This window comes from Kitasatospora sp. NPDC092948 (genome assembly GCF_044754805.1).
Taxonomy (GTDB): Bacteria; Actinomycetota; Actinomycetes; order Streptomycetales; family Streptomycetaceae; genus Kitasatospora.
In genome coordinates this window covers 1-26,082 of the sequence record NZ_JBIVPU010000017.1, presented here as the reverse complement: position 1 = coordinate 26,082, position 26,082 = coordinate 1, and the positions used below count along the sequence as shown (strand labels likewise).

Sequence of the window (26,082 nt, the reverse complement as noted above, 5' to 3'; positions counted from 1 at the left end):
GGCCGGGCCGGAGTCCCGTGAGGTGGGTCCGATTCCTCACCATATGAGCGATTTGTACGATTGGCTGCACGGACTGCGACAGACGGTGACCGCCCGTGACCTGTCGGCCCGTCGGGGCACCATGGGTGCATGGCCACCTCCGACCCCGACGCGCCCGACGCCCCGAATCCGCTGGACGGCTTCGCCCCGGCCACCCGGTCCTGGTTCACCGGCGCGTTCGCCGCCCCCACCGAGGCCCAGTCCCGGGCCTGGTCGGCGATCCGGCTGGAGACCGACGTCCTGGTGGTCGCCCCGACCGGCTCCGGCAAGACCCTGGCGGCCTTCCTCTCCGCCCTGGACCGGCTGAGCTCCACCCCGCCCCCCGCCGACCCCAAGCGCCGCTGCCGGGTGCTCTACATCTCCCCGCTGAAGGCCCTCGCGGTGGACGTCGAACGCAACCTGCGCGCCCCGCTGGCGGGCCTGCGGCAGGCCAGCGTCCGGCTCGGCCTGCCCGAACCCGAGGTGCAGGTGGGCATCCGCTCCGGCGACACCCCCGCCGCCGAGCGCCGCAAGTTCGCCACCCACCCGCCGGACATCCTGATCACCACCCCCGAGTCGCTGTTCCTGCTGCTCACCTCCGCCTCCCGGGAGGCGCTGCGCGGCATCGACACGGTGATCCTGGACGAGGTGCACGCGGTGGCCGGCACCAAGCGCGGCGCCCACCTGGCGCTCAGCCTGGAACGGCTGGACGAGCTGCTGGACCGCCCGGCCCGCCGGATCGGCCTGTCCGCCACCGTCCGCCCGGTCGACGAGGTCGCCCGCTACCTCAGCCCGCAGCGCGGCGCGGCGATCGTCCAGCCCGGCAGCGACAAACGCTTCGACCTGTCCGTCGTGGTGCCCGTCCCCGACCTCGCCGACCTGCCCGCCACGCCCGCCGAGGAGAGCGACCCGCGTCAGCAGTCCTCGATCTGGCCGCACGTCGAGGAGCGGATCGTCGACCTGGTGCAGGCGCACCGCTCGACCATCGTGTTCGCCAACTCCCGCCGCCTCGCCGAGCGGCTGTGCAACCGGCTGAACGAGATCGCCTACGAGCGGGCCACCGGCGCCCCGCTGCCCGAGTCGCACGCCCCCGCCGAACTGATGGGCGGCTCCGGCGCGGCCGCCGGCGCCCCGCCGCTGCTGGCCCGGGCCCACCACGGCTCGGTCTCCAAGGAGCAGCGCGCCCTGGTCGAGGAGGAGCTGAAGGCCGGCCGGCTGCCCGCCGTGGTCGCCACCTCCAGCCTGGAACTGGGCATCGACATGGGCGCCGTCGACCTGGTGGTGCAGGTCGAGTCACCGCCGTCGGTGGCCTCCGGCCTGCAACGGGTCGGCCGGGCCGGGCACCAGGTCGGCGCGGTCTCCACCGGCGTGGTCTTCCCCAAGTACCGGGGCGACCTGGTGCAGTCCGCCGTGGTCACCGAACGGATGCGCTCCGGCGGCATCGAGGCCCTGCGCATCCCCCGCAACCCGCTGGACGTGCTCGCCCAGCAGCTGGTCGCGATGACCGCCCTGGACACCTGGGAGGTGGACGAGCTGCTCGCCGTCTGCCGCCGCGCCGCACCGTTCGCGACCCTGCCGCAGTCCGCGTTCGACGGCGTCCTCGACATGCTGGCCGGCCGCTACCCGTCCGACGCCTTCGCCGAGCTGCGGCCCCGCATCGTCTGGGACCGGGTGGCCGGCACCGTCACCGGCCGCCCCGGCGCCCAGCGCCTCGCCGTCACCTCCGGCGGCACCATCCCCGACCGCGGCCTGTTCGGCGTCTTCATCGCCGGCGCCGACCCGAAAAAGGGCGGCGGCCGGGTCGGAGAGCTCGACGAGGAGATGGTCTACGAGTCCCGGGTCGGCGACGTGTTCACCCTCGGCACCACCTCCTGGCGGATCGAGGAGATCACCCACGACAAGGTGCTCGTCACCCCCGCCCCCGGCATCCCCGGCCGACTGCCGTTCTGGAAGGGCGACTCGCTCGGCCGCCCGCTCGAACTCGGCCGCGCCGTCGGCGCGTTCGTCCGCGAGGTCGGCGCGATGGACCCCACCGCCGCCACCGCCCGGCTGCGCGCGGCCGGCCTGGACGACTGGGCCGCCGCCAACCTGCTGTCCTACCTCGCCGAACAGCGCGAGGCCTGCGGGCACCTGCCCGACGACCGCACCATCGTGGTCGAGCGCTTCCGCGACGAGCTCGGCGACTGGCGGATCATCGTCCACTCCCCCTTCGGCGCCCAGGTGCACGCCCCGTGGGCGCTGGCCATCGGCGCCCGGCTGCGCGAGAAGCACGGCCTGGACCCGCAGGTCATGCACGCCGACGACGGCATCGTGCTGCGCCTGCCCGACGCCGACCTGCTCGCCGACTTCCCCACCGCCACCACCTCATATGCCAGTACTTCTCCGCCCCCGGACGAGGCCCCGGTCGGCGCCGACGCCGCCGTCTTCGACTCCGGCGACATCGAACAGCTCGTCACCGACCAGGTCGGCGGCTCCGCCCTGTTCGCCGCCCGCTTCCGCGAATGCGCCGGCCGCGCCCTGCTGCTGCCCCGCCGCAACCCCGGCCGGCGCACCCCGCTCTGGCAGCAGCGCCAGCGCGCCTCCCAACTCCTCGAAGTGGCCGCCGAGTACGGCTCCTTCCCGATCGTGCTGGAAGCCGTCCGCGAATGCCTCCAGGACGTCTTCGACGTCCCCGGCCTGGTCGAGCTGATGCGCGACCTGGAGTCCCGCGCCGTCCGCCTGGTCGAGGTCACCACCCCCGAACCGTCCCCGTTCGCCCGCTCCCTGCTGTTCGGCTACGTCGCCCAGTTCCTGTACGAGGGCGACTCCCCGATCGCCGAACGCCGCGCCGCCGCCCTCTCCCTCGACTCCCGGCTGCTGTCCGAACTGCTCGGCCAGGCCGAACTGCGCGAACTGCTCGACCCGGCGGTGCTCGCCGACCTGGAGGCCGAACTCCAGCGCCTCACCCCCGAACGCCGGATCAAGGACGCCGAGGGCGTCGCCGACGCGCTGCGCCTGCTCGGCCCGCTCAGCGAGGCCGAACTCGCCGACCGCGGCGCCGAACCGCTGTGGGCGCTGGAACTCGAAGCGGCCCGCCGGGTCATCCAGGTCCGGATCGGCGGCGCCCTGCGCTGGTCCGCCGTCGAGGACGCCGGCCGCCTGCGCGACGCCCTCGGCACCCCGCTGCCGGTCGGCGTCCCCGAGGCCTTCACCGAACCCGTCAAGGACCCGCTGGGCGACCTGCTGGCCCGCTACGCCCGCTCCCACGGCCCGTTCACCGCCCACGACGCCGCCGAACGCTTCGGCCTCGGCAGCGCCGTCGTCACCGGCACCCTGCACCGCCTCACCGCCGCCGGCCGCCTGGTCCAGGGCGAGTTCCGCCCGCCCGTCGCCCACCACCACCCTTCTGACGAAGCGCTTCGCGCCCCCCTTTTTGCCACCGGCACCGCCCCCGAATGGTGCGACGCCGACGTGCTGCGCCGCCTGCGCCGCCGCTCGCTCGCCGCCCTGCGCCACGAGGTCGAAGCCGTCCCGCCGAAGGCCCTGGCCGCGTTCCTCCCCCAGTGGCAGCACCTCGCCGGCCACCGCCTGCGCGGCGCCGACGGCCTCTACCGGGTGGTCGAACAGCTCCAGGGCACCGCCCTGCCCGCCTCCGCCCTGGAGAAGCTCGTCCTGCCGGCCCGGCTGACCGACTACTCCCCCGGCCTGCTGGACGAACTGATGGCCGCCGGCGAGATCGGCTGGTCCGGCGCGGGCGCCCTGCCCGGCAAGGACGGCTGGATCAGCCTGCACCTGCCGGAGAACGCCCACCTGCTGCGCCCCGAACCGCTGCCGCTCACCCCCGGCCCGATCCACACCGCCCTGCTGGAGGCGCTCACCGGCGGCTACGGCGCGTTCTTCCGCCAGCTCGCCGAACGCGTCCCCGACACCCCGGACGCCGAGATCGTCGACGCCCTGTGGGACTTGGTCTGGGCCGGGTACGTCACCAACGACACCCTGGCCCCGCTGCGCAACCTGCTCGGCTCCGGCCGCACCGCGGGCGCGACCGCCCACCGGGCGCCACGCTCCACCCCGCGCGGCCGCTACGGCGGTGCGGGCCGCGGCCTGGCCCGCCCGAGCTCCCGCTCCGGCCCGCCGACCGCCGCCGGCCGCTGGTCGCTGCTGCCGTCCTTCGGCGGCGACCCGACCGTACGGGCCGCCGCCCAGGCCCAGGCCCTGCTGGACCGGCACGGCATCCTCACCCGCGGCACCGTCGCCGCCGAACGCGTCCCGGGCGGCTTCGCCGGCGTCTACCGGGTGCTGGCCGCCTTCGAGGAACGCGGCAAGGCGCGCCGCGGCTACTTCGTGGAAGGCCTCGGCGGCGCGCAGTTCGCCATGGAGGGCGCTGCGGACCGCCTGCGCTCCGTCAACTCCCGCCTGGAGCGCACCGGCAACGACTGGTCGACGCACACCCCCGCGGAGGCCCCGCAGGCCGTCGTACTGGCCGCCGCGGACCCCGCCAACGCGTACGGCGCGGCGCTGCCCTGGCCGGAACCCCCGGCCGACACCACCGCCGCACACCGTCCCGCCCGCAAGGCCGGCTCCCTGGTCGCGCTGGTCGACGGCGAGTTGGTCCTCTACCTCGAGCGTGGCGGGAAATCACTGCTCACCTGGTCCACCGAGGGCCCCGCCGTCACCGCCGCCCTCGCCGCCCTGGCCCAACCCCTCACCATCGAACGCATCAACGGCCACCCCGCCCTCACCAGCCCCCTGGGCCCCCACCTGGAAACGGCCGGATTCCACCCCACCCCGAAGGGCTACCGGATCAGGTAGCCGGTGGGGTGCCTTCCGCCTCGCGCAGTTCCCCGCGCCCCTGGTGGTGCTCTCCCTGGTGGTGCGCTCCCCGGCTTCTCGCGTGCACCGGAATGAGCCCCATCCCCCACCATCCGGCCGCGAGCATGCCGAGGGCGGCACCGCCGTCTCTCGCGGTGCCGCCCGTAAGCAGCAGTATCAAGCTCAGACCGACCAGTGCCGTCGCACCCAGCAACAGCGCACTGCGCAACGTGTGCATTGCGACCCTCCTTCACCCGGCGTTCCGCGGGAGCGGAACTGTCGAGGTCCGGTCAGGCCGCCACCACGTCCATCGCCGCCTTGGGCGAGATGGATCCGGACCGGTCGACACCGGGGGCCGGCAGCGGAACCGGTTCGAGCACCGGCCTCAGCAGATCACCCTCGGAGAGGGTGGCCATCGCCGCAAGTTCGGCGAGCGACAGTTCGTCGCTGACCTCGCGCATGACCTCCGACATCCGCACGTCGAGTGCGTCGCAGATGGCGGAGAGCAACTCGGAGGACGCCTCCTTCTGACCCCGCTCGACCTCGGAGAGGTACCCGAGCGAAACCCTGGCGGCTGCCGACACCTCGCGGAGTGTGCGGCCCTGGCGCTGGCGCTGCCGACGCAGCACATCGCCCAGCAGGCGACGGAGCAGAATCATCGGTGCCTCCCTCCTCGGACTGCGGATCGAGATGTCACGACCCCACCGTACCGCCTTGTCCGTGTCCCGTGCGGGGACCGGGGTCGTGTTCACTCTGGGCTGCAAGGCGTCCCCTCCCCTGTTCTTCCCCTTCCGGGCCGTCGAACCACCCGTGACGGGCAGATGTCCGGCTCCGGACATTCGGTCGACCGTCGGTCGACGCGGTGGCGGTCCGACCGGGTTCGGCCCGGCCGGAGCATCCGGTCTAACACGTTCCTCCATCAGGCGCGGCGGGTTCACTGGTTTCCGCCCGACCTGTCCGGCTTTTCGGTGATGCTCAGCGGTTGGCGTCCGGTCCGGTCAGCCGGCGCAGCAGCAGGTCGAGTGCGGCTTCCACCGAGCGGTGTCGGATCGCGTCGCGCCCACCGGACAACCGGAGCGGCAGCGCTTCTGTTCCCCGGGCGCCGGCGAGGCCGACGTACACGGTGCCGACGGGCTGCCCGTCCTGCGGGTCGGGCCCGGCGACGCCGGTGGTGGCCAGCGCCCAGTCGGCGCCGAGCAGTGCGCGCACGCCCTCGGCCATCTGCCGGGCCACCACGGGGTCGACCGGCCCGCGGACGTCCAGCAGGCCTTCGTCGACCCCGAGCACGGACGCCTTCAGGTCGGTGGCGTACGCGGTGACCGAGCCCCGGAACACCGCGGAGGCGCCGGGGACGTCGACCAGGGTGGCGGCCAGCAGGCCGCCGGTGAGCGACTCGGCGACGGCCAGCGTGGCGCCGTCCCGTCCGAGCGCCGCCAGCACGCGGGCGGCGAGGTCACTCACCGCGGCGCTCCCTGGCGATGCCCTCGCGGCGCAGCCGGACGGCCTGGACCAGGTAGTCGAGGCCGGTGCCGACGGTGAGGACCACGGCGATGGCCATCATCACGGCGCGGCCGGTGGCCAGCGGGCCGGTGAGCACCAGGACGTACATGCCGACCGCGATGCCCTGGGTGAGGGTCTTCAGCTTGCCGCCCCGGCTGGCCGGGATGACCGCGTAGCGGATCACCCAGAACCGCATCAGGGTGATGCCGAGTTCGCGGGCCAGGATCACCGCGGTGACCCACCAGGGCAGGTCGCCGAGGATCGACAGGCCGATCAGGCCGGCGCCCATGATCGCCTTGTCGGCGATCGGGTCGGCGATCCGGCCGAAGTCGGTGATCAGGCCCTTGCTGCGGGCCAGTGCCCCGTCGAACACGTCGGTGATCATGGCGACGGCGAACGCCGCCCACGCGAACGCCCGCCACTTGGGGTCGTGCCCGCCGTCGGCGAACAGCAGCGCGACGAAGACCGGGACCAGCAGCAGCCGGAACATGGTCAGCACGTTGGCGATGTTCCACAGGCCGGGCTGCGGCGGGACGGCGGCCGGGACCGGCCGGGTCTCGGCCGGCGCCCCCGGCCCCTTGGTCATACGTCGGCTCCGAGCAGCGTGATCGCCTCGGCGACCAGGTCGACGCCCTCGGTGCCGACCACGGTGGCCCGGTAGAACTGGCCGATCTCGGCGTCGTCGGCGCCGAGCAGGGTGGTCAGGCCGTCGGTCTCGGGGGCCTGGTGGGCACCGCGGCCCTCCACCACACCGTCCTCGATCGACTCGACGAGGACGGTGATCTCGCTGCCGACGCGCTGTTCGGCGCGCTGCGCGGTGAGCTCCTCGGCGAGCTTGGACAGCCGGGTGACGCGGTCGTCGACCACGTCCTGGTCGAGCTTGCCGTCGTAGCCGGCGGCCTCGGTGCCGTCCTCGTCGGAGTAGCCGAAGACGCCGATGGCGTCCAGTCCGGCGTGGGTGATGAACCGTTCCAGCTCCGCGAAGTCCTCCTCGGTCTCGCCGGGGAAGCCGACGATGAAGTTGGAGCGGGCGCCGGCCTCGGGGGCCTTGGCGCGGATCGACTCCAGCAGGCCGAGGAACTGCTCGGTGGAGCCGAAGCGGCGCATCCGGCGCAGCACGGCGGGCGCGGAGTGCTGGAAGGACAGGTCGAAGTACGGCATGACCTTGTCGGTCCCGGTCATCACGTCGATCAGGCCGGGGCGCATCTCGGCGGGCTGCAGGTAGCTGACCCGGACCCGCTCGATGCCGTCGACGGCGGCGATCTCGCTGAGCAGGGTCTCCAGCAGGCGGATGTCGCCGAGGTCCTTGCCGTAGGAGGTGTTGTTCTCGGAGACCAGCACGACCTCGCGCACGCCCTGGCCGGCCAGCCAGACGGCCTCGTTCAGCACGTCGCTGGGGCGACGGGAGATGAAGGAGCCGCGGAAGGCGGGGATGGCGCAGAACGAGCAGCGGCGGTCGCAGCCGGAGGCCAGCTTGATCGAGGCGACCGGGGCGTCGTCCAGGCGCTTGCGCAGGGTGCGCGGGCCGGAGGCGGGGGCGAGGCCGTCGGGGAGGTCCTCGGGGGCGCCGTGGCCGGGCAGCGCGACCTCGGCGGCGGCGGCCTGCCGCTCGACGGGGGTGAGCGGGAGCAGCTTGCGGCGGTCGCGGGGCGTGTGGGCCTCGACGTGACCGCCGGAGAGGATGGTGTTCAGGCGGGTGGAGATGTCGGCGTAGTCGTCGAAGCCGAGCACGCCGTCGGCCTCGGGGAGGGCGTCGGCGAGTTCCTTGCCGTAGCGCTCGGCCATGCAGCCGACCGCGACCACGGCCTGGGTGCGGCCGTGTCCCTTGAGGTCGTTGGCCTCCAGCAGGGCGTCGACGGAGTCCTTCTTGGCGGCCTCGACGAACCCGCAGGTGTTGACGACGGCGACGTCGGCCTCGCTGGCGTCGTCGACCAGTCGCCAGCCGTCGGCCTCCAGTCGCCCGGCGAGTTCCTCGGAGTCGACCTCGTTGCGGGCGCATCCGAGCGTGACCAGGGCGACAGTGCGGGTTTCAGGCATGACGCCAAGATTAACGCGCGCCCCCCGGTGGAGTTCCCCCCGGAGGGCGCGCGACTTGTCCGAACGGCCGGATCAGCCCGCCTGCGGGTCGCCCGGGGTGTAGGTGAGGTGCACGACCTGGCCGTCCTGACCGGCCGGGCCGAGGTCCTTGCCGTTGACGAACAGGTGCACGGCCCCGGCGTTGCCGATCACCAGGGTGATCTTCTTCGGGTCGGTGAAGGTCTGGTCCTGGCCGGCTTCCAGGTTGTTGGAGAACAGCGACTTGCCGCTGCCGTCCTTGGCGGTGACCCAGCTCTTGTCCTGCCCGGCGACCAGCTTGACGGTGACCTTGTCGGCGGGGACGGCGGCGACCGCGCCGTTGCCCGTCTCGGGGGCGGGCGGCTGCACGGAGGCGTCCACGGTGGCCGGGGCGGAGACGCCGGAGGGCAGCGGGGCGCTGGCCGCACCGGGGCCGTTGTCGCCGGAGGACGAGGAGCCGGCCAGGTTGTAGCCGATCAGCACGACCACCGCGACGATGGCGGCGACCATGGCGGCGGTCCAGTTCGGGCGGCGGTGGTCGGCGACCTTGATCGGCGCGGTCTCGAACAGCCGGGCGGCGGGCTCGCCCGCGGACCCGCCGTACTCGGCGTCGTAGCGGGCGACCAGCGCCTCGCCGTCCAGGCCGACCTCGCGGGCCAGCAGCCGCAGGTGGCCGCGGGCGTAGAAGGCGCCGCCGCAGCGGTCGAAGTCGTCGGACTCGACGGCGTGCACGATCGGCACCCGGATCCGGGTGCGGGTGCTGACCTGGTCGACCGTCAGGCCGGCGTCGATCCGGGCCCTGGCGAGCATCCGCCCGATGCTCGGCCCGTCGGCGGCGTGACTCGGCTCCGCGGGGTGCTCCGGGGTGGCGGAGGCGGGCGCGGAGGAGCCGGGGGCGGAGCGGCGGGGGGACTTGCCGATGGTCACTGGACACGCCTTTCGAGCGGAGGCCACCTGCTGAGGAACCAGTCTAGGGGTGGTGCCGTAACGTTTCTCAACCGGAGGGGGCCCGAACGTGCCACAGTTCCGCTACCGAAGTTGACGGGTGGTCACCTCTGTTTCCGGCCATCCGGAGCAGCCCCGTTCACCCGCGCAGGGTGATCAGCACGCCGTCCAGCTCGTCCGGCTTGACCAGCACGTCGCGGGCCTTGGAGCCCTCGCTGGGGCCGACGATGCCGCGCGACTCCATCAGGTCCATCAGCCGGCCGGCCTTGGCGAAGCCGACCCGGAGCTTGCGCTGGAGCATCGAGGTGGAGCCGAACTGGGTGGTGACGACCAGTTCGACGGCCTGCACCAGCAGGTCGAGGTCGTCGCCGATCTCCTCGTCGATCTCCTTCTTCGGGCCGGAGCCGACCACCACGTCGTCCCGGTAGCGGGCCGTCAGCTGGTCCTTGCAGTGCTGGACGATCTTGGCGATCTCCGCCTCGGTGACGAACGCACCCTGCATCCGGACCGGCTTGGAGGCGCCCATCGGCAGGAACAGCGCGTCGCCCTTGCCGATCAGCTTCTCCGCGCCGGGCTGGTCGAGGATGACCCGGGAGTCGGCCATCGCCGAGGTGGCGAAGGCCAGCCGGGACGGCACGTTGGCCTTGATCAGGCCGGTGACCACGTCCACCGAGGGCCGCTGGGTGGCCAGCACCAGGTGGATGCCGGCGGCGCGGGCGAGCTGGGTGATCCGGACCACCGAGTCCTCGACGTCGCGCGGGGCGACCATCATCAGGTCGGCCAGCTCGTCGACGATCACCAGCAGGTACGGGTAGGGCGTCAGCTCCCGTTCGCTGCCCAGCGGCGGCTGCACGGTGCCGGCCCGCACGGCGGCGTTGAAGTCGTCGACGTGCCGGAAGCCGTAGGCCGCCAGGTCGTCGTAGCGCATGTCCATCTCGCGCACCACCCACTGGAGGGCCTCGGCGGCCTTCTTCGGGTTGGTGATGATCGGCGTGATCAGGTGCGGGATGCCCTCGTAGGCGGTCAGCTCGACCCGCTTGGGGTCGACCAGGACCATCCGGACCTCGTCGGGGGTGGCGCGCACCAGCACCGAGGTGATCAGGCAGTTGATGCAGGACGACTTGCCCGCGCCGGTGGCGCCGGCCACCAGCACGTGCGGCATCTTCGCCAGGTTGGCCATCACGGTGTGGCCCTCGACGTCCTTGCCCATGCCGACCACCATCGGGTGGGTGTCCTCGGCGGCGCTGCGCGAGCGCAGCAGGTCGCCGAGGGTGACCATCTCGCGGTCCCGGTTGGGGATCTCCACGCCGACCGCGGACTTGCCGGGGATCGGCGAGATGATCCGCACGTCGGGGGTGGCGACCGCGTAGGCGATGTTCTTCGCCAGTGCGGTGATCCGCTCGACCTTCACGGCGGGGCCGAGCTCGACCTCGTAGCGGGTGACCGTCGGGCCGCGGCTGAAGCCGGTGACCTTGGCGTCCACCTTGAACTCGGCGAACACCCCGGTGAGCTGGGCGACGATGTCGTCGTTGATCTGCGAGCGGGCCTTGGCGGGGGCGCCGCGCTCCAGCAGGTCCAGGGACGGCAGGGCGTAGGTGACGTCGCCGGACAGCTGGAGCTGTTCCATCCGGGCCGGGGCCTCGCCGTGGCCCTCGGGGGCGGTGTCGGCGGCGCGCGCGGCGGGCACGTCGGGGCTCCAGGGCTCCTCGGGGGGAACCGTGTTGTCCTTGACCTGGCCGATCGCGCTGGCCAGGTCGGGCGAGCCGGCCACGCCGAACAGCAGCGCGCCGTCCACCAGGTCGGCGGCGGCCGCGGCGGCCAGGTCGCGGGTCTGGTACGGGTCCTTCTCGAAGGAGACCGGTACGGGCGCCTCCTCCTCGGCCTGCCTGCGGCGGCGGCGCCGGGGGCGCGGCGGTTCGTCGTCCTCGATGGTGATCGGCAGCGCGTCCGGGTCGGCGTCCTCCGGCGGGGCGGTGGAGTACTCGCGGTCCCCGTCGGCCGACTCGGCGTCGACGTCCTCGAACTCGCCGGGCAGCGGCTCGACCACGCCCAGGCGCACGCCCAGCAGGCGCAGCCGCTGCGGGATCCGGTTGACGGGGGTGGCGGTGACCACCAGCAGGCCGAAGAAGGCGAGCAGCAGCAGCAGCGGGACGGCCAGCGGCGGTCCGGCGGCGGCCATCATCGGGGTGGACGCGGCCCAGCCGAGCAGGCCGCCGGCCTGCCGGATCCGGGTGGCGCCGGCGCCCATGGCGGGCGCTCCGCAGCCGATGTGCACCAGGCCGAGCACGCCGATCACCAGGGTGGTCAGGCCGATCACGATCCGGCCGTTGGCCTCCGGCACCTCGGGGTGGCGCAGCAGCCGCACCGCGACGGCGCCGAGCAGCAGCGGCACCAGCACGTCGAGCCGGCCGAACAGGCCGGAGACGACGGCGGTGGCGATCTCGCCGAGCCAGCCCTGCGGGCCGGCCCAGGTGCCGACGGCGGTGACCAGGGTGAGCGCCAGCAGCAGCAGCCCCAGCCCGTCCTTGCGGTGTTCGGGGTGCAGGTTTCGGGCGCCGTGCCCGTAGCTGCGGAACACCGCGCCGACCGTGTTGGCCAGGCCCAGCCAGAGCCCGCGGACGGCCCGGAAGAGTATCGGCCGGGGCGGCGGCGGGGCCGCGGGCGCCGCTGCCGCCTTCTTGGCCGGGGCCCGCTTCGCCGGGGCCTTCTTGGCGGCGGGTTTGGCCGCGGCCTTCTTCGCCGGTGTCTTCTTGGCCGGCCCGGGCTTGCTGGTGCGTGCGGAGGCGCTTCCGGGCGTTCGTGTGGCCATGGAGGGCAGCCTACCGGCGCGAACCGGCCCCGGACATGCGCGGGCGCACTTCGGCGGGTTGCGCCGCCGACGCGCCGTCAGCGGCCGGTGAATCACCCGGACGAGCGACGCTGACGGCGGCTCAGTTCGCGCCGGGGCGCAGCGCGTCCAGGGCCCGGCGCAGGCCGACCAGTTTGCGCTCCAGGTGCGCGGCGGTCGCGGCGGCGCCGGCGCTGTCGGTGGAGGAGTCGAGCTGCTTGGTGAGCGCCTCGGCCTGCTCCTCGACGGCGGCCAGCCGGGCCGACAGCTCGCCGAGCAGCGCCCCGCCGATGGCCGGCTCCTCGCCCGTCTCCAGTTGCAGGCGCAGCAGCGCGGCCTGCTCCTTGAGCTGGGTGTTCTTCTGGTACAGGTCGACGAAGACGGAGACCTTGGCGCGCAGCACCCACGGGTCGAACGGCTTCGAGATGTAGTCGACCGCGCCGGCCGCGTAGCCGCGGAAGGTGTGGTGCGGACCGTGGTTGATCGCGGTCAGGAAGATGATCGGGATGTCCCTGGTCCGCTCGCGACGCTTGATGTGCGCGGCGGTCTCGAAGCCGTCCATGCCCGGCATCTGGACATCCAGCAGGATGACCGCGAAGTCGTCGGTGAGGAGTGCCTTGAGTGCCTCCTCCCCGGAGGAGGCGCGCACCAGTGTCTGGTCGAGCGCGGAGAGGATCGCCTCCAGGGCGAGCAGGTTCTCCGGACGGTCGTCGACCAGGAGGATCTTCGCCTTCTGCACCAGGACCCGCCCTCCTGCCGGTTGTTTCCCCAGGGCGGGCACCTTCGTCCCGCCCATCACTGCCCCGGTCATGCTAGCCGTACCCCCTTGCCCGCCACAGGCCCGGTGCCGGGCGTCACCGTCCGGTCACTGTTGGCAACGACGGGTGACCTTACCGGGTTCCCGGCCGGGGCCGCCAGCGCGGGCGGCCCCGTCGGGCGGCGGTTACCTGACGGGCAGGTGCTGGCGCATCACCGCCAGCAGGTGGTCGGTCTCCACCGGCTTGGTGATGTGGTCGGTGGCGCCGGCCTGGAGGCTCTTCTCGCGGTCGCCCTTCATCGCCTTGGCGGTCAGCGCGATGATCGGCAGGCCGGAGAACCGGGGCATCCGGCGGATCTGCTCGGTGGTCGCGTAGCCGTCCAGCTCCGGCATCATGATGTCCATCAGCACCAGGGCGACGTCCTCGTGCTGTTCGAGCATCTCGATGCCCTCACGGCCGTTCTCGGCGTACAGCACGGTCAGGCCGTACTGCTCCAGCACGCTGGTGAGGGCGAACACGTTGCGGATGTCGTCGTCGACGATCAGCACCCGCTCGCCGTCGAAGCGGACCGGGGTGCCGGCGTTGGTGCGGACCGGCTCGCCCTGGCGCGGGATGCTCTCCTCGGCCTGGCGCGGGGCCTCCTCGGGGCGGGCGGCGCGGCGGCGCTCCAGGGTGGAACGGCGGCGCTCCTCGACCAGTCCGCGGGCCTCCTGGGTCCACTGCTCGGCGGGCGTGCGGGAGGGCTCCAGGGCGCGCGGCGCGGCGCCGCGCTCCAGGGCGACCGGCTCGGGGCCCTCGCTGCGCAGCGGCAGGTAGAGGGTGAAGGTGGAGCCGCCGCCGATCTCGCTGGCCACGTGGATCTCGCCGCCCAGCAGCCGGGCGATCTCCCGGCTGATGGACAGTCCGAGGCCGGTGCCGCCGTACTTGCGGCTGGTGCCGCCGTCGGCCTGCTTGAACGCCTCGAAGATCTCCCGCAGCTTGTTGCCGGGGATGCCGATGCCGGTGTCGGAGACCGAGAAGGCGATCAGCTGCTCGTCGGGGTCGCCGATGGTGCCGGTCTCCAGCAGCTGCTCGCGCACGTGCTGGGGGGTGTCGGGGCCGGACACCGGGCGGATCATCAGCTCGACCGCGCCGGCGTCGGTGAACTTCACCGCGTTGGACAGCAGGTTGCGCAGCACCTGCTGGAGGCGCTGCTCGTCGGTGTGCAGGGTGATCGGCAGGTCCGGGGAGACCCGGACCGCGAAGTCCAGGTTCTTCTCGGCGGTGAGCGGCCGGAACGCGGCCTCCACGTAGTCGACCAGCTGGACCAGGGCGATCCGGGCCGGGCGGACGTCCATCTTGCCCGCCTCGACCTTCGACAGGTCGAGGATGTCGTTGATCAGCTGGAGCAGGTCACTGCCCGCGCCGTGGATGGTCTCGGCGAACTCGACCTGCTTGGCGGACAGGTTGCCCTCGTTGTTGTCGGAGAGCAGCTTGGCCAGGATCAGCAGCGAGTTGAGCGGGGTGCGCAGCTCGTGCGACATGTTGGCGAGGAACTCGCTCTTGTAGCGGGAGGCCAGCGCGAGCTGTTCGGCGCGTTCCTCGAGGATCTGCCGGGCCTCCTCGATCTCGCTGTTCTTGATCTCGATGTCGCGGTTCTGCTGGGCGAGTTGCTCGGCCTTCTCCTGCAACTCCTCGTTGGTGCGCTCCAGTTCCTCCTGACGGGCCTCCAGTTCGGCGGAGCGCATCGACAGTTCGGCGGTCAGCCGCTGGGACTCCAGCAGCAGGCCCTCGGTCTTGGTGTTGACCGAGATGGTGTTGACGGTGACGCCGATCTGGTCGGCGATCTGAATCAGGAAGTCCAGCGCGACGGTGGTGAAGCTGGAGAAGGTGGCGAGTTCGATCACGCCGAGCAGCCGGTCCTCGAACAGCACCGGCATCACCACGACGTGGGCCGGCGAGGACTCGCCGAGGCCGGAGGAGATCTTCAGGTACCCGGGCGGGGTCTCCTTCAGCACGATCGGCCGCTTCTCCACCGCGGCCTGCCCGATCAGGCCCTCGCCGAGCCGGAACGTGGTGGGCATGGTGCGCCGGTGGTAGCCGTAGGAGCCGATCAGCCGCAGCACGATGTCGTTCTCGTCGTCGTCCTCGGTGACGAGTTCGGCGGTGCGGCCGGCGGGCTGGGCGAGGAAGAACGCGCCGTGCTGGGCGGAGACCACCGGGGTGAGCTCGCTCATGATCAGCGAGGCGACGGCGGACAGGTCGCGGCGGCCCTGGAGCAGGCCGGACATCCGGGCCAGGTTGGACTTCAGCCAGTCCTGTTCCTTGTTGGTCCGGGTGGTCTCGCGCAGGTTGGCGATCATCTGGTTGATGTTGTCCTTGAGCTCGTCGAGCTCGCCGGACGCGTCCACGTTGATCCGCGGCGACAGGTCGCCCCTGGTCACGGCGGTGGCGACCTGGGCGATCGCGCGCACCTGCCGGGTCAGGTTGTTGGCGAGCTCGTTCACCGACTCGGTGAGGTCCTGCCAGGTGCCGGCCACGCCGGGGACCCGGGCCTGGCCGCCGAGGCGGCCGTCGGTGCCGACCTCGCGGGCCACCCGGGTGACCTCGTCGGCGAACGCGGACAGCTGGTCGACCATGGTGTTGATGCTGGTCTTGAGCTCCAGGATCTCGCCGCGGGCGTCCACGTCGATCTTCTGCGAGAGGTCGCCGCGGGCGACGGCGGTGATGACGAGTGCGATGTTGCGGACCTGGCCGGTGAGGTTGTTGGCCATCAGGTTGACGTTCTCGGTCAGGTCCTTCCAGATGCCGGCCACGCCCGGCACCCCGGCCTGGCCGCCCAGCATGCCGTCGGTGCCCACCTCGCGGGCCACCCGGGTCACTTCGAAGGCGAACGCCGACAGCTGGTCGACCATGGTGTTCAGGGTGTCGGCGAGCGCCGCGACCTCGCCGGCCGCGTCGACGGCGATCTTCTTGGACAGGTCGCCGCGGGCCACCGCGGACGCCACCTCGGCGATGTTCCGCACCTGGGAGGTGAGGTTGGACGCCATCAGGTTGACGTTGTCGGTCAGGTCGCGCCAGATGCCGGAGACGCCGGAGACCCGGGCCTGACCGCCCAGCATGCCGTCGGTGCCGACCTCGCGCGCCACCCGGGTCACCTCGTCGGCGAACGCGGACAGCTGCTCGACCATGGTGTTGACGGTGGTGACGAGCTCGCGGATCTCGCCCTTGGCGTCGACGGTGATCTTCTTGGAGACGTCGCCGCGGGCCACCGCGGTGGTCACCTCGGCGATCGAACGCACCTGGCTGGTCAGGTTATTGGCCATCAGGTTCACCGAGTTGGTGAGGTCCTTCCACGTCCCGGAGACCCCCGGCACGCTGGCCTGGCCGCCGAGGATGCCCTCGGTGCCGACGTCCCGGGCGACCCGGGTGACCTCGTCCGCGAACGCCGAGAGCTGGTCGACCATGGTGTTGATGGTGTTCTTCAGCTCCAGGATCTCGCCGCGCGCGTCCACCTGGATCTTCTGCGACAGGTCGCCCTTGGCGACCGCGGTGGTGACCTGCGCGATGCCGCGGACCTGCGAGGTGAGGTTGTTCGCCATCGAGTTGACGTTCTCGGTCAGGTCCTTCCAGACACCGGCCACGCCCGGCACCTGCGCCTGCCCGCCGAGGATGCCCTCGGTGCCCACCGCGCGCGCCACCCGGGTCACCTGCTCGGCGAAGCCGGACAGCTGGTCGACCATGGTGTTGATGGTGTTCTTCAGTTCGAGGATCTCGCCGCGCGCGTCGACCTCGATCTTGCGGGACAGGTCGCCCTTGGCGACCGCGGTGGTCACTTCCGCGATGTTGCGGACCTGCGCGGTCAGGTTGGCGGCCATGAAGTTGACCGAGTCGGTCAGGTCGCGCCACACGCCGGCCACGCCCGACACCTGCGCCTGCCCGCCCAGCCGGCCCTCGGTACCCACGTCGCGGGCCACCGTGGTGACCTGCGCGGCAAAGGAGTTGAGCTGGTCCACCATGGTGTTGACGGTGTTCTTCAGCTCCAGCATCTCGCCGTCGACGTCGACGGTGACCTTGCGCGACAGGTCGCCGCGGGCCACCGCGGTGGTCACCTCGGCGATGTTGCGGACCTGCGCGGTCAGTCGGCCCGCCATGGTGTTGACGGAGTCGGCGAGGTCCTTCCAGGAGCCGGAGACGCTGCGCACCCGGGCCTGCCCGCCGAGCTTGCCCTCGGTGCCGACCTCGATCGCCACCCGGGTCACCTGCTCGGTGAACTCGCTGAGCTGGTCGACCAGTCCGTTCACGGTCCGGCCGACCTTCAGGAACTCGCCGCGCAGCGGGTAGCTGGCGCCGGTGGTGTGCACCGAGCGCAGCTCCATGGTCTGCGTCAGGTCGCCCTCGGCGATCGACGACAGCACCCGGCCGACCTCCGCCATCGGCCGGGCCAGGTCGTCGATCAGCGCGTTGCAGTTGTCGACGGCCGCCATCCAGGCGCCCTCGCCGACACCGGTCTCCAGCCGCTCCGACAGCCGGCCCTCGCGGCCCACCGCGCGCCGCACCCGGGCCAGTTCACCGGTCAGGTGCTGGTTGCGCTCGGCGACCTCGTTGAACACCGCGGCGATCTCGGCCAGCAGGCCGTCGCCGGGGAAGGTCAGCCGGCGGCGGAAGTTGCCGTCGCGCATCGCGGTGAGCGCGGCCAGCAGCTTGCGCAGCTCCGCGGGCTCCGCGCCGCGCCCGGGGCTGCCCGGACGCCGGCCGCCGGCCCGCGCGGGCGGCGCCGACCGCGTACCGCGCGCAGCAGCCGTCGTGGTACCGGACACGTCCTTGGTCGCCGAACTCAACGGGGCCCTCCCAGGTCCTGACTGTCACCGCGGCGGCAGGGCCGGCGAACGGCCCGTCGATTTCCCCGCCGTCATCCCGACCGTACTGCGGTGGTGACGGCACACGGACCCCCCAGTGTGACAGCACTGGCACCCGGTGTCGGACCGGTTGCGGAGGGTTTCCCCGGGCGACCAGGGGAACGACCGGAGAAAGTCGTGAAGGAAATCACCCCCAGGGGCTTGTTTCAGCGCCCCGCCCCCGCGGGGTACCAACCGGAAAGTAGGGTGGAGGGCCGCACCGTGCCGAGGCGACCCCGCCCCGGCCCGCCGCAGGACCTCACCCACCCGCCGTACCAGCAGCAGAGGAGACGTGGCCGTGGTCACCGCGCGCGCAGCCGCCACCTTCGAACCGGTCGACCGGTCGGCCGCCGCGGCCCGCGGCTTCGTCCGGGACGCCCTGCTCGGGTGGGACCTGCCCGAGGTGGTGGACGACGCCGTGGTGCTGGTCAGCGAGCTGGTCACGAACGCCGTGGTGCACGCCGGGACGGCCGCCGAGGTGGCCTGCCTGCGCGAGGAGGACACCGTCCGGATCGAGGTCAGCGACCGGCACCCGGAGCGCGGCCAGGACTCGTTCGCCAATGTGACGCTCAACTCCGACCGGTACGCCGACCCGGACGGCGAGGGCGGCCGCGGCCTGCTCATGTGCTCGGCGCTGTCCAGCAGTTGGGGCGTCGAGTACGCGGCCGGCCGGAAGACCGTGTGGTTCCGGCTGGCCCTGCCCGAGCAGCAGCCCGGCACCCGGTACGCGCTGCCCAGCCTGCCCGGCGGCGAACTGCCCGCCGCGGACGGGCCGGTGCGGGTCGCCGTGGTCCAGCTCGACGACCACGGCCGGATCCGGCACTGGAACGCCGACGCCGAATCGCTCTTCCACCGCCCCGCCGACGCCGTGTTCGGCCGCCCATGGGCGGAGCTGGCGGTCTGGCCGCAGACCCCCGGCCTCGGGCTCGGCGACACTCTGCGCCTCGCCCGCTGGGAGGGCAGCTACACGGTGCGCGGCGGCGACGGCGCCGCCCGCGAGGTGTACGGCACCCACGTGCGGCTGCGCGACAGCGAGGGCGCGCCGATCGTGCTGTGCCTGCTGGTGCGCGAGTCCGACCGGGCGGTGCTCCGCACCCCCGGCACCGCCTCCTCCGCCTCCACCGAGGCCGCCACCACCGCCGTCGAGCCGCTCGACCTGCTGGTCGGCCCGGTCTCCCCCGACGACCTCTCCAGCCTGCTGCAGCGGATCGTCGAACGCGCCCGCGACCTGCTCGACGCGGACGCCGCCTACCTGATGCTCACCAGCGAGGACGAGACCGAGTTCGAACTGCGCGCCGCCACCGGCCTGGCCGGCCCGGCCCGCCGGTTCGCCCGGCTGCCGATCGACGGCGGCGCCGGCCGCTTCGACTCGGCCCGGCTGCCCGCCGTCCACGAGGACCTGGCGGTGCGCCCGGGCGCCGCGCCGCTGCTGGCCGGCACCGACCTGCGTTCGCTGATCACCGTCCCGCTGAAGGTCGAGGGTCGGCTGACCGGCTCGCTCGGGGTGGCCGCCGCCCCGCCCGGCCGCTACGACAACGAGGACGCGCTGCGCCTGCAGTTCGCCGCCGACCGGATCGCGCTGGCCCTGGAGAGCGCCCGGCTCGGCGAGTTGGAGCGGCTGCGGCGCGGCTCGCTGTCCTTCCTGGTGGAGGCCTCCGACCTGCTCGCGGGCACCCTGGAGCACGAGCAGACGCTCGCCCTGATGGCGCAGATGGCGATCCCCACGCTGGCGTCCTGGTGCGCCGTCTACACCACCGCGGACGCCGCCGCGGGCGCCGAACTCGCCTTCGTGCTGCACGAGGACGAGGACCGGATCGACGCGCTGCGCGCCCTGCTCGACAAGTCCCCCGCCCCGGAGGCCGAGTTCAGCCCCGGCGCCTGCCCGTGGACGGCGCCCGCCGACACCGCCCGCGCGCTGGGCCTGGCCGACAGCCCCGAACTGGCCGGCCTGCTGGGCGAGACGGTGGTGCTGCCGCTGTCCGCCCGCAACCGGGTGATCGGCCTGCTGGTGCTCGGCACCCGCCGCGGCGTCCGGTTCCGCCAGGAGATCCTGGAACTCGGCGAGGACCTGTCCCGCCGGGCCGCCCTGGCGCTCGACAACTCCCGCCTCTACTCGGAGCGCACCGCCACCTCGCAGGCCTTCCAGCGCGCCCTGCTGCCGCCGGAGCTGCCGAAGATCCCCGGCGTCGAGGTCGAGGTCTTCTACCAGGCCGCGGGCGAGGGCAACGAGGTCGGCGGCGACTTCTACGACCTGTTCCCGATCCGCGAGGGCACCTACGGCTTCGCCATCGGCGACGTCTGCGGCACCGGCCCCGAGGCCGCCTCGGTCACCGGCCTGGCCCGCAACTCGCTGCGCCTGCTGGCCCGCGAGGGCCTGAGCGCCCCGCAGGTCCTCACCCGGCTGAACGCGGCGATCCTCGACGAGGGCAGCCGGGCCCGCTTCCTCACCCTGCTGTACGGCGAGTTGACGCCCCGCGAGGACGGCTCGACCGTGCTGTCGCTGGTCTGCGCCGGCCACCCGCTGCCGCTGCGGCTGCGCACCGACGGGCAGGTCGACCAGGCCGCCTCGCCGCAGCCGCTGCTCGGCGTGATGGACGAACTCGACCTGACCGCCGAGGAGTTGGTGCTCTCCCCGGGCGAGGTGCTGCTGTGCGTGACGGACGGCGTCACCGAGCGCCGGGAGGGCCGCCGGATGCTCGGCGACGACGGCCTGATCGAGGTGCTGACCGGCTGCGCGGGCCTCACCGCGGGCGCGGTCGCCGCCCGGGTGCACCGCGCGGTGGAGCGCTTCGCGCCCGAGCCGCCGTCCGACGACATGGCGATCCTGACGCTCCGCATTCCGACGCAGCGTCAGAACTAGCCGCCCAGTCACGGTTTGCTCACGCTTGTTCGTTCTTGGGCATTCACAAGGGTACAAATCCCCGGAGCCGGGTAGACCGTAGGCGCCGGGGGATTCCACCCCGGAGGGCATCGACCAGCGGCTGAGCCGCCGGTTCTCATCTCGCCGCAGCCGCCGCACCCTTCTTCGGTGCGCCCACGACCCGGCACCCGGCACCACCTCGCACACCCCACCCTTCACCGCGATCTCGCCATGCCCTGGCGCAGAGTGAAAGGAGCCTCCGGTGAGCAATGACGCCTCCGGGGCGAACGCCCGATCCGCAGACGCGGGTCCGCTCGGTTACCTGGCCCTCGGTCTCACCCTGCTCGCGTACGGCCTGCTCGGCACCGGTGTCCTCAGCGGCACCTCGGTCGGCGGCGCCTCCTCGCTGGCCCATCTGGTCGGCGGGGTGACGCTGTTCGTCGCCGGCCTGTGGCAGTTCCGCGGCGGCGACCGCTTCAGCGGCACCGCGTTCACCGCCCTCGGCGCCTTCTGGGCGACCTGGGCGGCAGCCGGCCCGGCCGGCCGGCACACCGCGGGCCTGTTCCTGCTGCTGTGGGCGCTGCTGGCGCTCACCCTGACCGCCGCCGCCTGGGGCGCCGGCCAGCTCGTTCGTGCGGTGTACGGCCTGCTGACGCTCGCCCTGGTGCTCGACGCCATCGGCGCCTTCAGCGGCGCCGGCGGCTGGGGCAAGGTCGGCGGCTGGGTCGCCGCGCTGGCCGGCCTGGCCGCCTGGTACCTGGCCACCTCCGCCCTCACCGGCGGGCGCTGGGGCCGGGTGGCACTCCCGGTCAAGTAACCGCCGCAGTCCCCGAGGCCCGGACGCCACCCCCACGGCGCCCGGGCCTCGGCCTGTCCGCACGCCGTTTTCCCTGGTCAACCTGCCCTTATCGATTACGACTTGACGATCCGTCTGATCGTCAGTTCTATAGTGCTAGGAAGCTAGATAAATGAGGTTGTGGTGATCGAGTTCCACATCGAGCCCCGGTCCGGTGTCGCGCCCTACCTGCAACTGGTCCACCAGGTACGGCAGGCCCTCCGACTGGGCCTGCTGCACCAGGGCGACCGGCTGCCGAAGGTCAAGGACGTCGCGGCGAAGGTCGCGATCAACCCCAACACCGTGCTCAAGGCTTACCGCCAACTGGAGAACGAGGGCCTGGTCTCCCCCAAGCCCGGCGTCGGCACCTTCGTCACCGGCACCCTCGGCGACCCCGCCACGTCCGAACACGAGCCGCTGCGGCAGGAGTTGCGCCGCTGGCTGGCCTCGGCCCGGGCCGCCGGGCTGGACCAGGAGTCCATCGAGGCGCTCTTCCTCCAGACCTTCCGAACCACCGTCGAAGAGGAGCGATGACCGCGATCGTCGAAACCCGGGCGCTGACCAAGCGCTACGGCCGCCGCACCGCGCTGGCCGACTGCACCCTGACCGTCCCCGCCGGACGCGTCGTCGGACTGATCGGCCCCAACGGCGCCGGCAAGTCCACCCTGCTGCAGCTCACCTGCGGCCTGCTCACCCCCACCGGCGGCACCGTCGAGGTGTTCGGCCGGCCCCCGGCCACCGACGCCGCCCAGCTCGGCCGGGTCGGCTTCGTCGCCCAGGACACCCCGACCTACGCCGCACTGACCGTCGCCGACCACCTGCGTCTGGGCGCCAAGCTCAACCCCCGCTGGGACGCCGCACTCGCCGACCGCCGCATCCGGCAGCTCGGCCTCGACCCCGCCCAGCGGGCCGGCCGCCTCTCCGGCGGCCAGCGCGCCCAGCTCGCACTCACCCTCGCCGTCGCCAAACGGCCCGAACTGCTGCTGCTGGACGAACCGGTGGCCGCCCTCGACCCGCTCGCCCGGCGCACCTTCCTGCAGAGCCTGATGGAGTTCGTCGCCGAGGCCGAGTCCGAGGCCACCGTGGTGCTCTCCTCGCACCTGGTCTCCGACCTGGAACGGGTCTGCGACCACCTGATCGTGCTGGCCGACTCCCGGGTCCAGGCCGAAGGCGAGATCGACGACCTGCTCGCCACCCACTTCCGGCTCACCACCACCCGCCGCGCCGCCGACACCCTGCCGGCCGGCATGCAGGTGGTGCAGGCCGACCACACCGAACGGCAGAGCACCTTCGTGGTCCGCGCCGACGCCGCCGTCGACGACCCGTCCTGGGCGATGGAGCCGCTCGGCCTGGAGGACCTGGCCCTCAGCTACATGACCCCGACCTCCGACCCCCGACCCGTCCTGGAGCCGCAGCGATGATCTGGCTGACCTGGCGTCAGTTCCGCACCCAGCTGTTGGTGACCGCCGCCGCGCTGGCCGTCGCCACCGTCTACCTGGTGGTGGTCGGCCTGCAACTGCACAGCGGCTTCCGCGACCTCCCCGCCGACTGCGCCGGCGCCTGCCCGGAGGTGAACCGGCTGATCGGCCACTACCGCAACCCGTACTTCGTCGGCGGCGCCCTGGTCCTGCTGGCGCCCGCACTGATCGGGGCCTTCTGGGGCGCGCCGCTGATCGCCCGCGAACTGGAGGCCGGCACCCACCGGATGGTCTGGAACCAGAGCGTCGGCCGCGGCCGCTGGCTGGCCGTCAAACTGCTGGTGACCTGTGCCGCCGCCATGGCCACCGCCGGACTGCTCAGCCTGCTGGTGACCTGGTTCGTCGGTCCGATGGACCGCCTCAACCAGGACCGGTTCCACCCGCTGCTGTTCGACGTCCGGGGCCTGGTCCCGCTCGGCTACGCCGCCTTCGCGGTCGCCCTCGGCGTCTGCGCGGGCCTGTTCCTGCGGCGCACCGTCGCCGCGATGGCCGTCACCCTCGCCGTGTTCACCGCCGTGCAGGTCCTGATGCCGCAGTTCGTCCGCCCTCACCTGCAACCGGCCATCCACACCCAGGTCCCGCTGAACACCACCTCCCTCGGCACCGCCGGGATGTTCGGCTTCAGCGGCGGAGTCGGCGACGGCGACTCTCCGATGGTCGCCAGCCTCGACATCCCCAACGGCTGGGTCCTCACCGGCGTCGAACCGCAGCCCGTCCTCGACGCCTCCGGCCGCGCCCTGACCCTCCACACCCAGCCGTGCCCCTCGGCGGCAAACGCTCCCGCCGAACGCGACTGCCTCGCCAAGGCCGACCTGCACATCGCCGTCGACTACCAACCCGCCGACCGCTACTGGCCGTTCCAGTGGATCGAGACCGCGATCTACCTCGCCCTCGCCGCCGCCCTGGCCGCCCTCACCTCATGGGGCCTGCGCCGCCGCCTCGGCTGACCGCCACACGGCAGAGGGACGCGGCCGAAGCCAACGCAACTGGCTTCGGCCGCCCCCTCACCTTACGGCGCTCACCGCACCAGGATCAGCCCGCAGCCGTACGCCCGGCCGTTCTCCGCGGCCCTCGCACGCCGCTACCAGCCGATGGCCGCACACCCCGGGTGATCCCACAATCCCCTCCCGCCCCACCGGCCGATTGCTAGGGTCTCCGATCGGAGGGGACGCATGGGCCAGTGGCAGGTGGGCACGGAGACGCTCGGCGCGTGCCGTTTTGCGTTCTCGCCGCTGGTCGAGACCGTCGCCACGCTGGGCATCCTCGCCGAGATCCGGCCCGAACCCTGGCGCCGGGCCTGGCTCGCCGCCCACCAGCCCGCGTTCCGCCGGTACGTCGACGCCGCACCGCACCTCGCCGACTGGCTGGCCGCCCGCCGGGCCGCGCACTGGCCCACCGAGTTCCGGCTACCCCCGCCCGACCCGGACGCCGACCCGCACCGGCTCGACCTCGCCGCACTCGGCGCACTCGGCCTGCCGGCCGCGCTCGGCGAGCTCCTCGACTGGACCTGGCACCACGTGGTCCACCCCGAATGGCCGGCCAGGCTGCGCACCCTCCGCGCCGACGCCACCGCCCGCCGACGCCTCGCCGACCGGCACGGCTGGCCCGCCGCCCTCCCCGTCCTCGGCCCCCAGCACCGCTGGCTGTCCACCGGCCGGCTCCACCTCGCCGTCCCCGCCGACGTCCCCCCGAACGCCCAGCTGCTGTTCGTCCCCACCGGCGCCCGGCACGGCTGGATCTCCCAGGACGCCACCCGCGTCGCCGTGATCCACCCGATCTCCGCCGCGCCCGTCCCCACCCCGCACACCCCACCGGACAGCCTCGGCCGCCTGCTCGGCAGCGCCCGCGCCGAACTGCTCGCCGGCCTCGACCACCCGCGCGACACCGTCCAGCTCGCCGCCCTCACCGGCCTCGGCCCCGCCGCCGTCGACGACCACCTCACCGTCCTACTGGACGCCCGCCTGGTCGCCCGTGCCGGCGCCGCCGGACGCTACTACCGCACCGCGCTCGCCAACGCCCTGCTCTCCGCCCAGCCGCGCTGAGCCGCGCCACGCACCGTCAGCCCTGCACCGCGCTGCGCTCCCGCACTTCCTCCCGCTCCCCCGGACGCGCCGTCACGGCCTCCCCGTCCTCCGGCCGACGCCACCCCGACACCACCGCCTGCAACAGGTACACCGTCAGCAGTATCGCCAGCGCCACCAGGCCGTCCGCCCAGAAGTGGTTGGCCGTCACCACGACCACCCACACCGTCACCAGCGGATGCAGCACCATCAGCCACCGCCACGGCCCGCGCGCGACCGCGATCACCGCCACCGCCGTGATCACACACCACGCCACATGCACCGAGGGCATCGCCGACAGCTGGTCCGCCACCACCCCCGCGACCGCATTGCCGTACACCGACTGCCCGTACTGCGCCGCCAGATCCACGAACCCGTTCGCCGGCAGCATCCGCGGCGGCGCCACCGGAAGGAACTGGATCAGCAGGCACACCGCGGTGGTCGCCACCACCGTCGTCCGCACCCACGCGTACCGCCGGCGGTGCCGCAGGAACAGCCAGAGCAGCACCACCAGCATCACGCCGAAGTGCATCGTCGCGTAGTAGTAGTTCGCCGCCTGCACCAGCCACGGATGCCCCACCACGGCGTGCTGCCAGGACGCCTCGTCCGGGAACCCCAGATCCGCCTCCGTCCGGTGGATCCACGCCGCCCGATCCAGCGCATGATCCGTCCCGATCAGCGAAAGGTGCCCGACCACCTGCCACAGCGCGAACAGCGCCAGCAGCGTCCCCGCCTCCCGCAGCACATCCGCCGCGACCCGCCCCCGACCAGGCTCCCCGCCCCCGGCACCCGCCCGCCGCGCGGCAACCCGCCCGACGGCGAACGCCGCCCCGTACAGCGCTGCGGAGGCCGCAGCCGAGGTTTGCCAGGTCAAGGTCAGGTTCTGCATTGGCGAAGGGTATCCGGAAATTTCCGGTCCGGAAACGGTCCGAGAACGCCCCGGGAACGCAAAGAAGCCCCCTGACATCCCGTCAGGGGGCTTCTTCTGAAGAATTGTTCGGCGGCGTCCTACTCTCCCACAGGGTCCCCCCTGCAGTACCATCGGCGCTGTGAGGCTTAGCTTCCGGGTTCGGAATGT

The 26,082-nt window shown here is 73.0% G+C and carries 16 protein-coding genes and 1 rRNA gene; 7 read left to right on the top strand and 10 right to left on the bottom strand.

Features of this window, described 5'->3' with window-relative positions; translation table 11 throughout:
* The first annotated feature begins 129 nt into the window (after positions 1–129).
* Complete coding sequence (locus ACIQF6_RS32100; protein WP_400901370.1) at positions 130–4,809, top strand: ATP-dependent helicase; 4,680 nt, start codon at positions 130–132, stop codon at positions 4,807–4,809.
* A gap of 290 nt (positions 4,810–5,099) precedes the next feature.
* Here ACIQF6_RS32100 and ACIQF6_RS32095 read toward each other — a convergent pair whose 3' ends face one another.
* From ACIQF6_RS32095 to ACIQF6_RS32060, 8 genes are all read right to left on the bottom strand, one after another.
* Entirely contained in the window at positions 5,100–5,468 is a 369-nt protein-coding gene (locus ACIQF6_RS32095) for a helix-turn-helix domain-containing protein (RefSeq protein WP_030457965.1), read from the bottom strand.
* Positions 5,469–5,784: 316 nt separating this feature from the next.
* The gene (locus tag ACIQF6_RS32090) at positions 5,785–6,270 is read right to left on the bottom strand and encodes a CinA family protein (RefSeq protein WP_400901368.1); all 486 of its coding nucleotides are present in this window, start codon (positions 6,268–6,270) and stop codon (positions 5,785–5,787) included.
* Positions 6,263–6,895: a CDP-diacylglycerol--glycerol-3-phosphate 3-phosphatidyltransferase gene (pgsA, locus tag ACIQF6_RS32085; RefSeq protein ID WP_400901366.1), complete on the bottom strand. Its 633-nt coding sequence runs from the start codon at positions 6,893–6,895 to the stop codon at positions 6,263–6,265. Before pgsA ends, ACIQF6_RS32090 begins: the two co-directional genes overlap by 8 nt.
* Positions 6,892–8,346: a 30S ribosomal protein S12 methylthiotransferase RimO gene (gene rimO / locus ACIQF6_RS32080; protein ID WP_400901364.1), complete on the bottom strand. Its 1,455-nt coding sequence runs from the start codon at positions 8,344–8,346 to the stop codon at positions 6,892–6,894. Before rimO ends, pgsA begins: the two co-directional genes overlap by 4 nt.
* 72 nt (positions 8,347–8,418) lie before the next feature.
* Entirely contained in the window at positions 8,419–9,291 is an 873-nt protein-coding gene (locus ACIQF6_RS32075) for a helix-turn-helix domain-containing protein (protein ID WP_400901362.1), read from the bottom strand.
* A gap of 157 nt (positions 9,292–9,448) precedes the next feature.
* A complete protein-coding gene (locus tag ACIQF6_RS32070) occupies positions 9,449–12,118 on the bottom strand; it encodes a DNA translocase FtsK (protein ID WP_400901360.1) in 2,670 nt (889 codons plus the stop codon).
* Between the two features lie 121 nt (positions 12,119–12,239).
* Complete coding sequence (locus ACIQF6_RS32065; protein WP_400901538.1) at positions 12,240–12,878, bottom strand: two-component system response regulator; 639 nt, start codon at positions 12,876–12,878, stop codon at positions 12,240–12,242.
* 201 nt (positions 12,879–13,079) lie between these two features.
* Positions 13,080–17,555, bottom strand: coding sequence for a HAMP domain-containing protein (locus tag ACIQF6_RS32060; protein ID WP_400901536.1), 4,476 nt, complete (start codon positions 17,553–17,555; stop codon positions 13,080–13,082).
* 514 nt (positions 17,556–18,069) lie between these two features.
* Between ACIQF6_RS32060 and ACIQF6_RS32055 the strand changes: the two genes are divergently transcribed.
* The 6 genes from ACIQF6_RS32055 (at position 18,070) to ACIQF6_RS32030 (ending at position 24,986) form a co-directional block, all read left to right on the top strand.
* Entirely contained in the window at positions 18,070–20,631 is a 2,562-nt protein-coding gene (locus ACIQF6_RS32055; protein WP_400901358.1) for a SpoIIE family protein phosphatase, read from the top strand.
* 262 nt (positions 20,632–20,893) lie between these two features.
* The gene (locus tag ACIQF6_RS32050) at positions 20,894–21,448 is read left to right on the top strand and encodes an acetate uptake transporter (RefSeq protein WP_400901356.1); all 555 of its coding nucleotides are present in this window, start codon (positions 20,894–20,896) and stop codon (positions 21,446–21,448) included.
* 162 nt (positions 21,449–21,610) lie between these two features.
* Positions 21,611–22,000, top strand: a complete 390-nt coding sequence (locus ACIQF6_RS32045) for a GntR family transcriptional regulator (protein WP_400901354.1) — start codon at positions 21,611–21,613, stop codon at positions 21,998–22,000.
* Positions 21,997–22,887: an ABC transporter ATP-binding protein gene (locus ACIQF6_RS32040; RefSeq protein ID WP_400901352.1), complete on the top strand. Its 891-nt coding sequence runs from the start codon at positions 21,997–21,999 to the stop codon at positions 22,885–22,887. Before ACIQF6_RS32045 ends, ACIQF6_RS32040 begins: the two co-directional genes overlap by 4 nt.
* On the top strand, positions 22,884–23,891 hold the full coding sequence (locus ACIQF6_RS32035; RefSeq protein WP_400901350.1) for an ABC transporter permease subunit: 1,008 nt from the start codon (positions 22,884–22,886) through the stop codon (positions 23,889–23,891). The genes ACIQF6_RS32040 and ACIQF6_RS32035 overlap by 4 nt, the downstream gene beginning before the upstream one ends.
* A gap of 225 nt (positions 23,892–24,116) precedes the next feature.
* The gene (locus ACIQF6_RS32030; RefSeq protein ID WP_400901348.1) at positions 24,117–24,986 is read left to right on the top strand and encodes a transcriptional regulator; all 870 of its coding nucleotides are present in this window, start codon (positions 24,117–24,119) and stop codon (positions 24,984–24,986) included.
* Positions 24,987–25,002: 16 nt separating this feature from the next.
* Here the strand turns inward: ACIQF6_RS32030 and ACIQF6_RS32025 are convergent, their stop codons facing one another.
* Positions 25,003–25,893, bottom strand: a complete 891-nt coding sequence (locus ACIQF6_RS32025; protein ID WP_400901346.1) for a phosphatase PAP2 family protein — start codon at positions 25,891–25,893, stop codon at positions 25,003–25,005.
* A 106-nt stretch (positions 25,894–25,999) separates the two neighbouring features.
* Positions 26,000–26,082: ribosomal RNA gene (gene rrf / locus ACIQF6_RS32020) — 5S ribosomal RNA — on the bottom strand; the annotation flags it as partial.

What these genes read in the sequence shown, in the direction of transcription:
- ACIQF6_RS32100 (WP_400901370.1), top strand. Translation starts at nt 130, where the DNA reads ATGGCCACCTCCGACCCCGACGCGCCCGACGCCCCGAATCCGCTGGAC.
- ACIQF6_RS32095 (WP_030457965.1), bottom strand. Translation starts at nt 5,468, where the DNA reads ATGATTCTGCTCCGTCGCCTGCTGGGCGATGTGCTGCGTCGGCAGCGC.
- pgsA (WP_400901366.1), bottom strand. Translation starts at nt 6,895, where the DNA reads ATGACCAAGGGGCCGGGGGCGCCGGCCGAGACCCGGCCGGTCCCGGCC.
- rimO (WP_400901364.1), bottom strand. Translation starts at nt 8,346, where the DNA reads ATGCCTGAAACCCGCACTGTCGCCCTGGTCACGCTCGGATGCGCCCGC.
- ACIQF6_RS32070 (WP_400901360.1), bottom strand. Translation starts at nt 12,118, where the DNA reads ATGGCCACACGAACGCCCGGAAGCGCCTCCGCACGCACCAGCAAGCCC.
- ACIQF6_RS32060 (WP_400901536.1), bottom strand. Translation starts at nt 17,555, where the DNA reads ATGCGCGACGGCAACTTCCGCCGCCGGCTGACCTTCCCCGGCGACGGC.
- ACIQF6_RS32040 (WP_400901352.1), top strand. Translation starts at nt 21,997, where the DNA reads ATGACCGCGATCGTCGAAACCCGGGCGCTGACCAAGCGCTACGGCCGC.
- ACIQF6_RS32035 (WP_400901350.1), top strand. Translation starts at nt 22,884, where the DNA reads ATGATCTGGCTGACCTGGCGTCAGTTCCGCACCCAGCTGTTGGTGACC.
- ACIQF6_RS32030 (WP_400901348.1), top strand. Translation starts at nt 24,117, where the DNA reads ATGGGCCAGTGGCAGGTGGGCACGGAGACGCTCGGCGCGTGCCGTTTT.
- ACIQF6_RS32025 (WP_400901346.1), bottom strand. Translation starts at nt 25,893, where the DNA reads ATGCAGAACCTGACCTTGACCTGGCAAACCTCGGCTGCGGCCTCCGCA.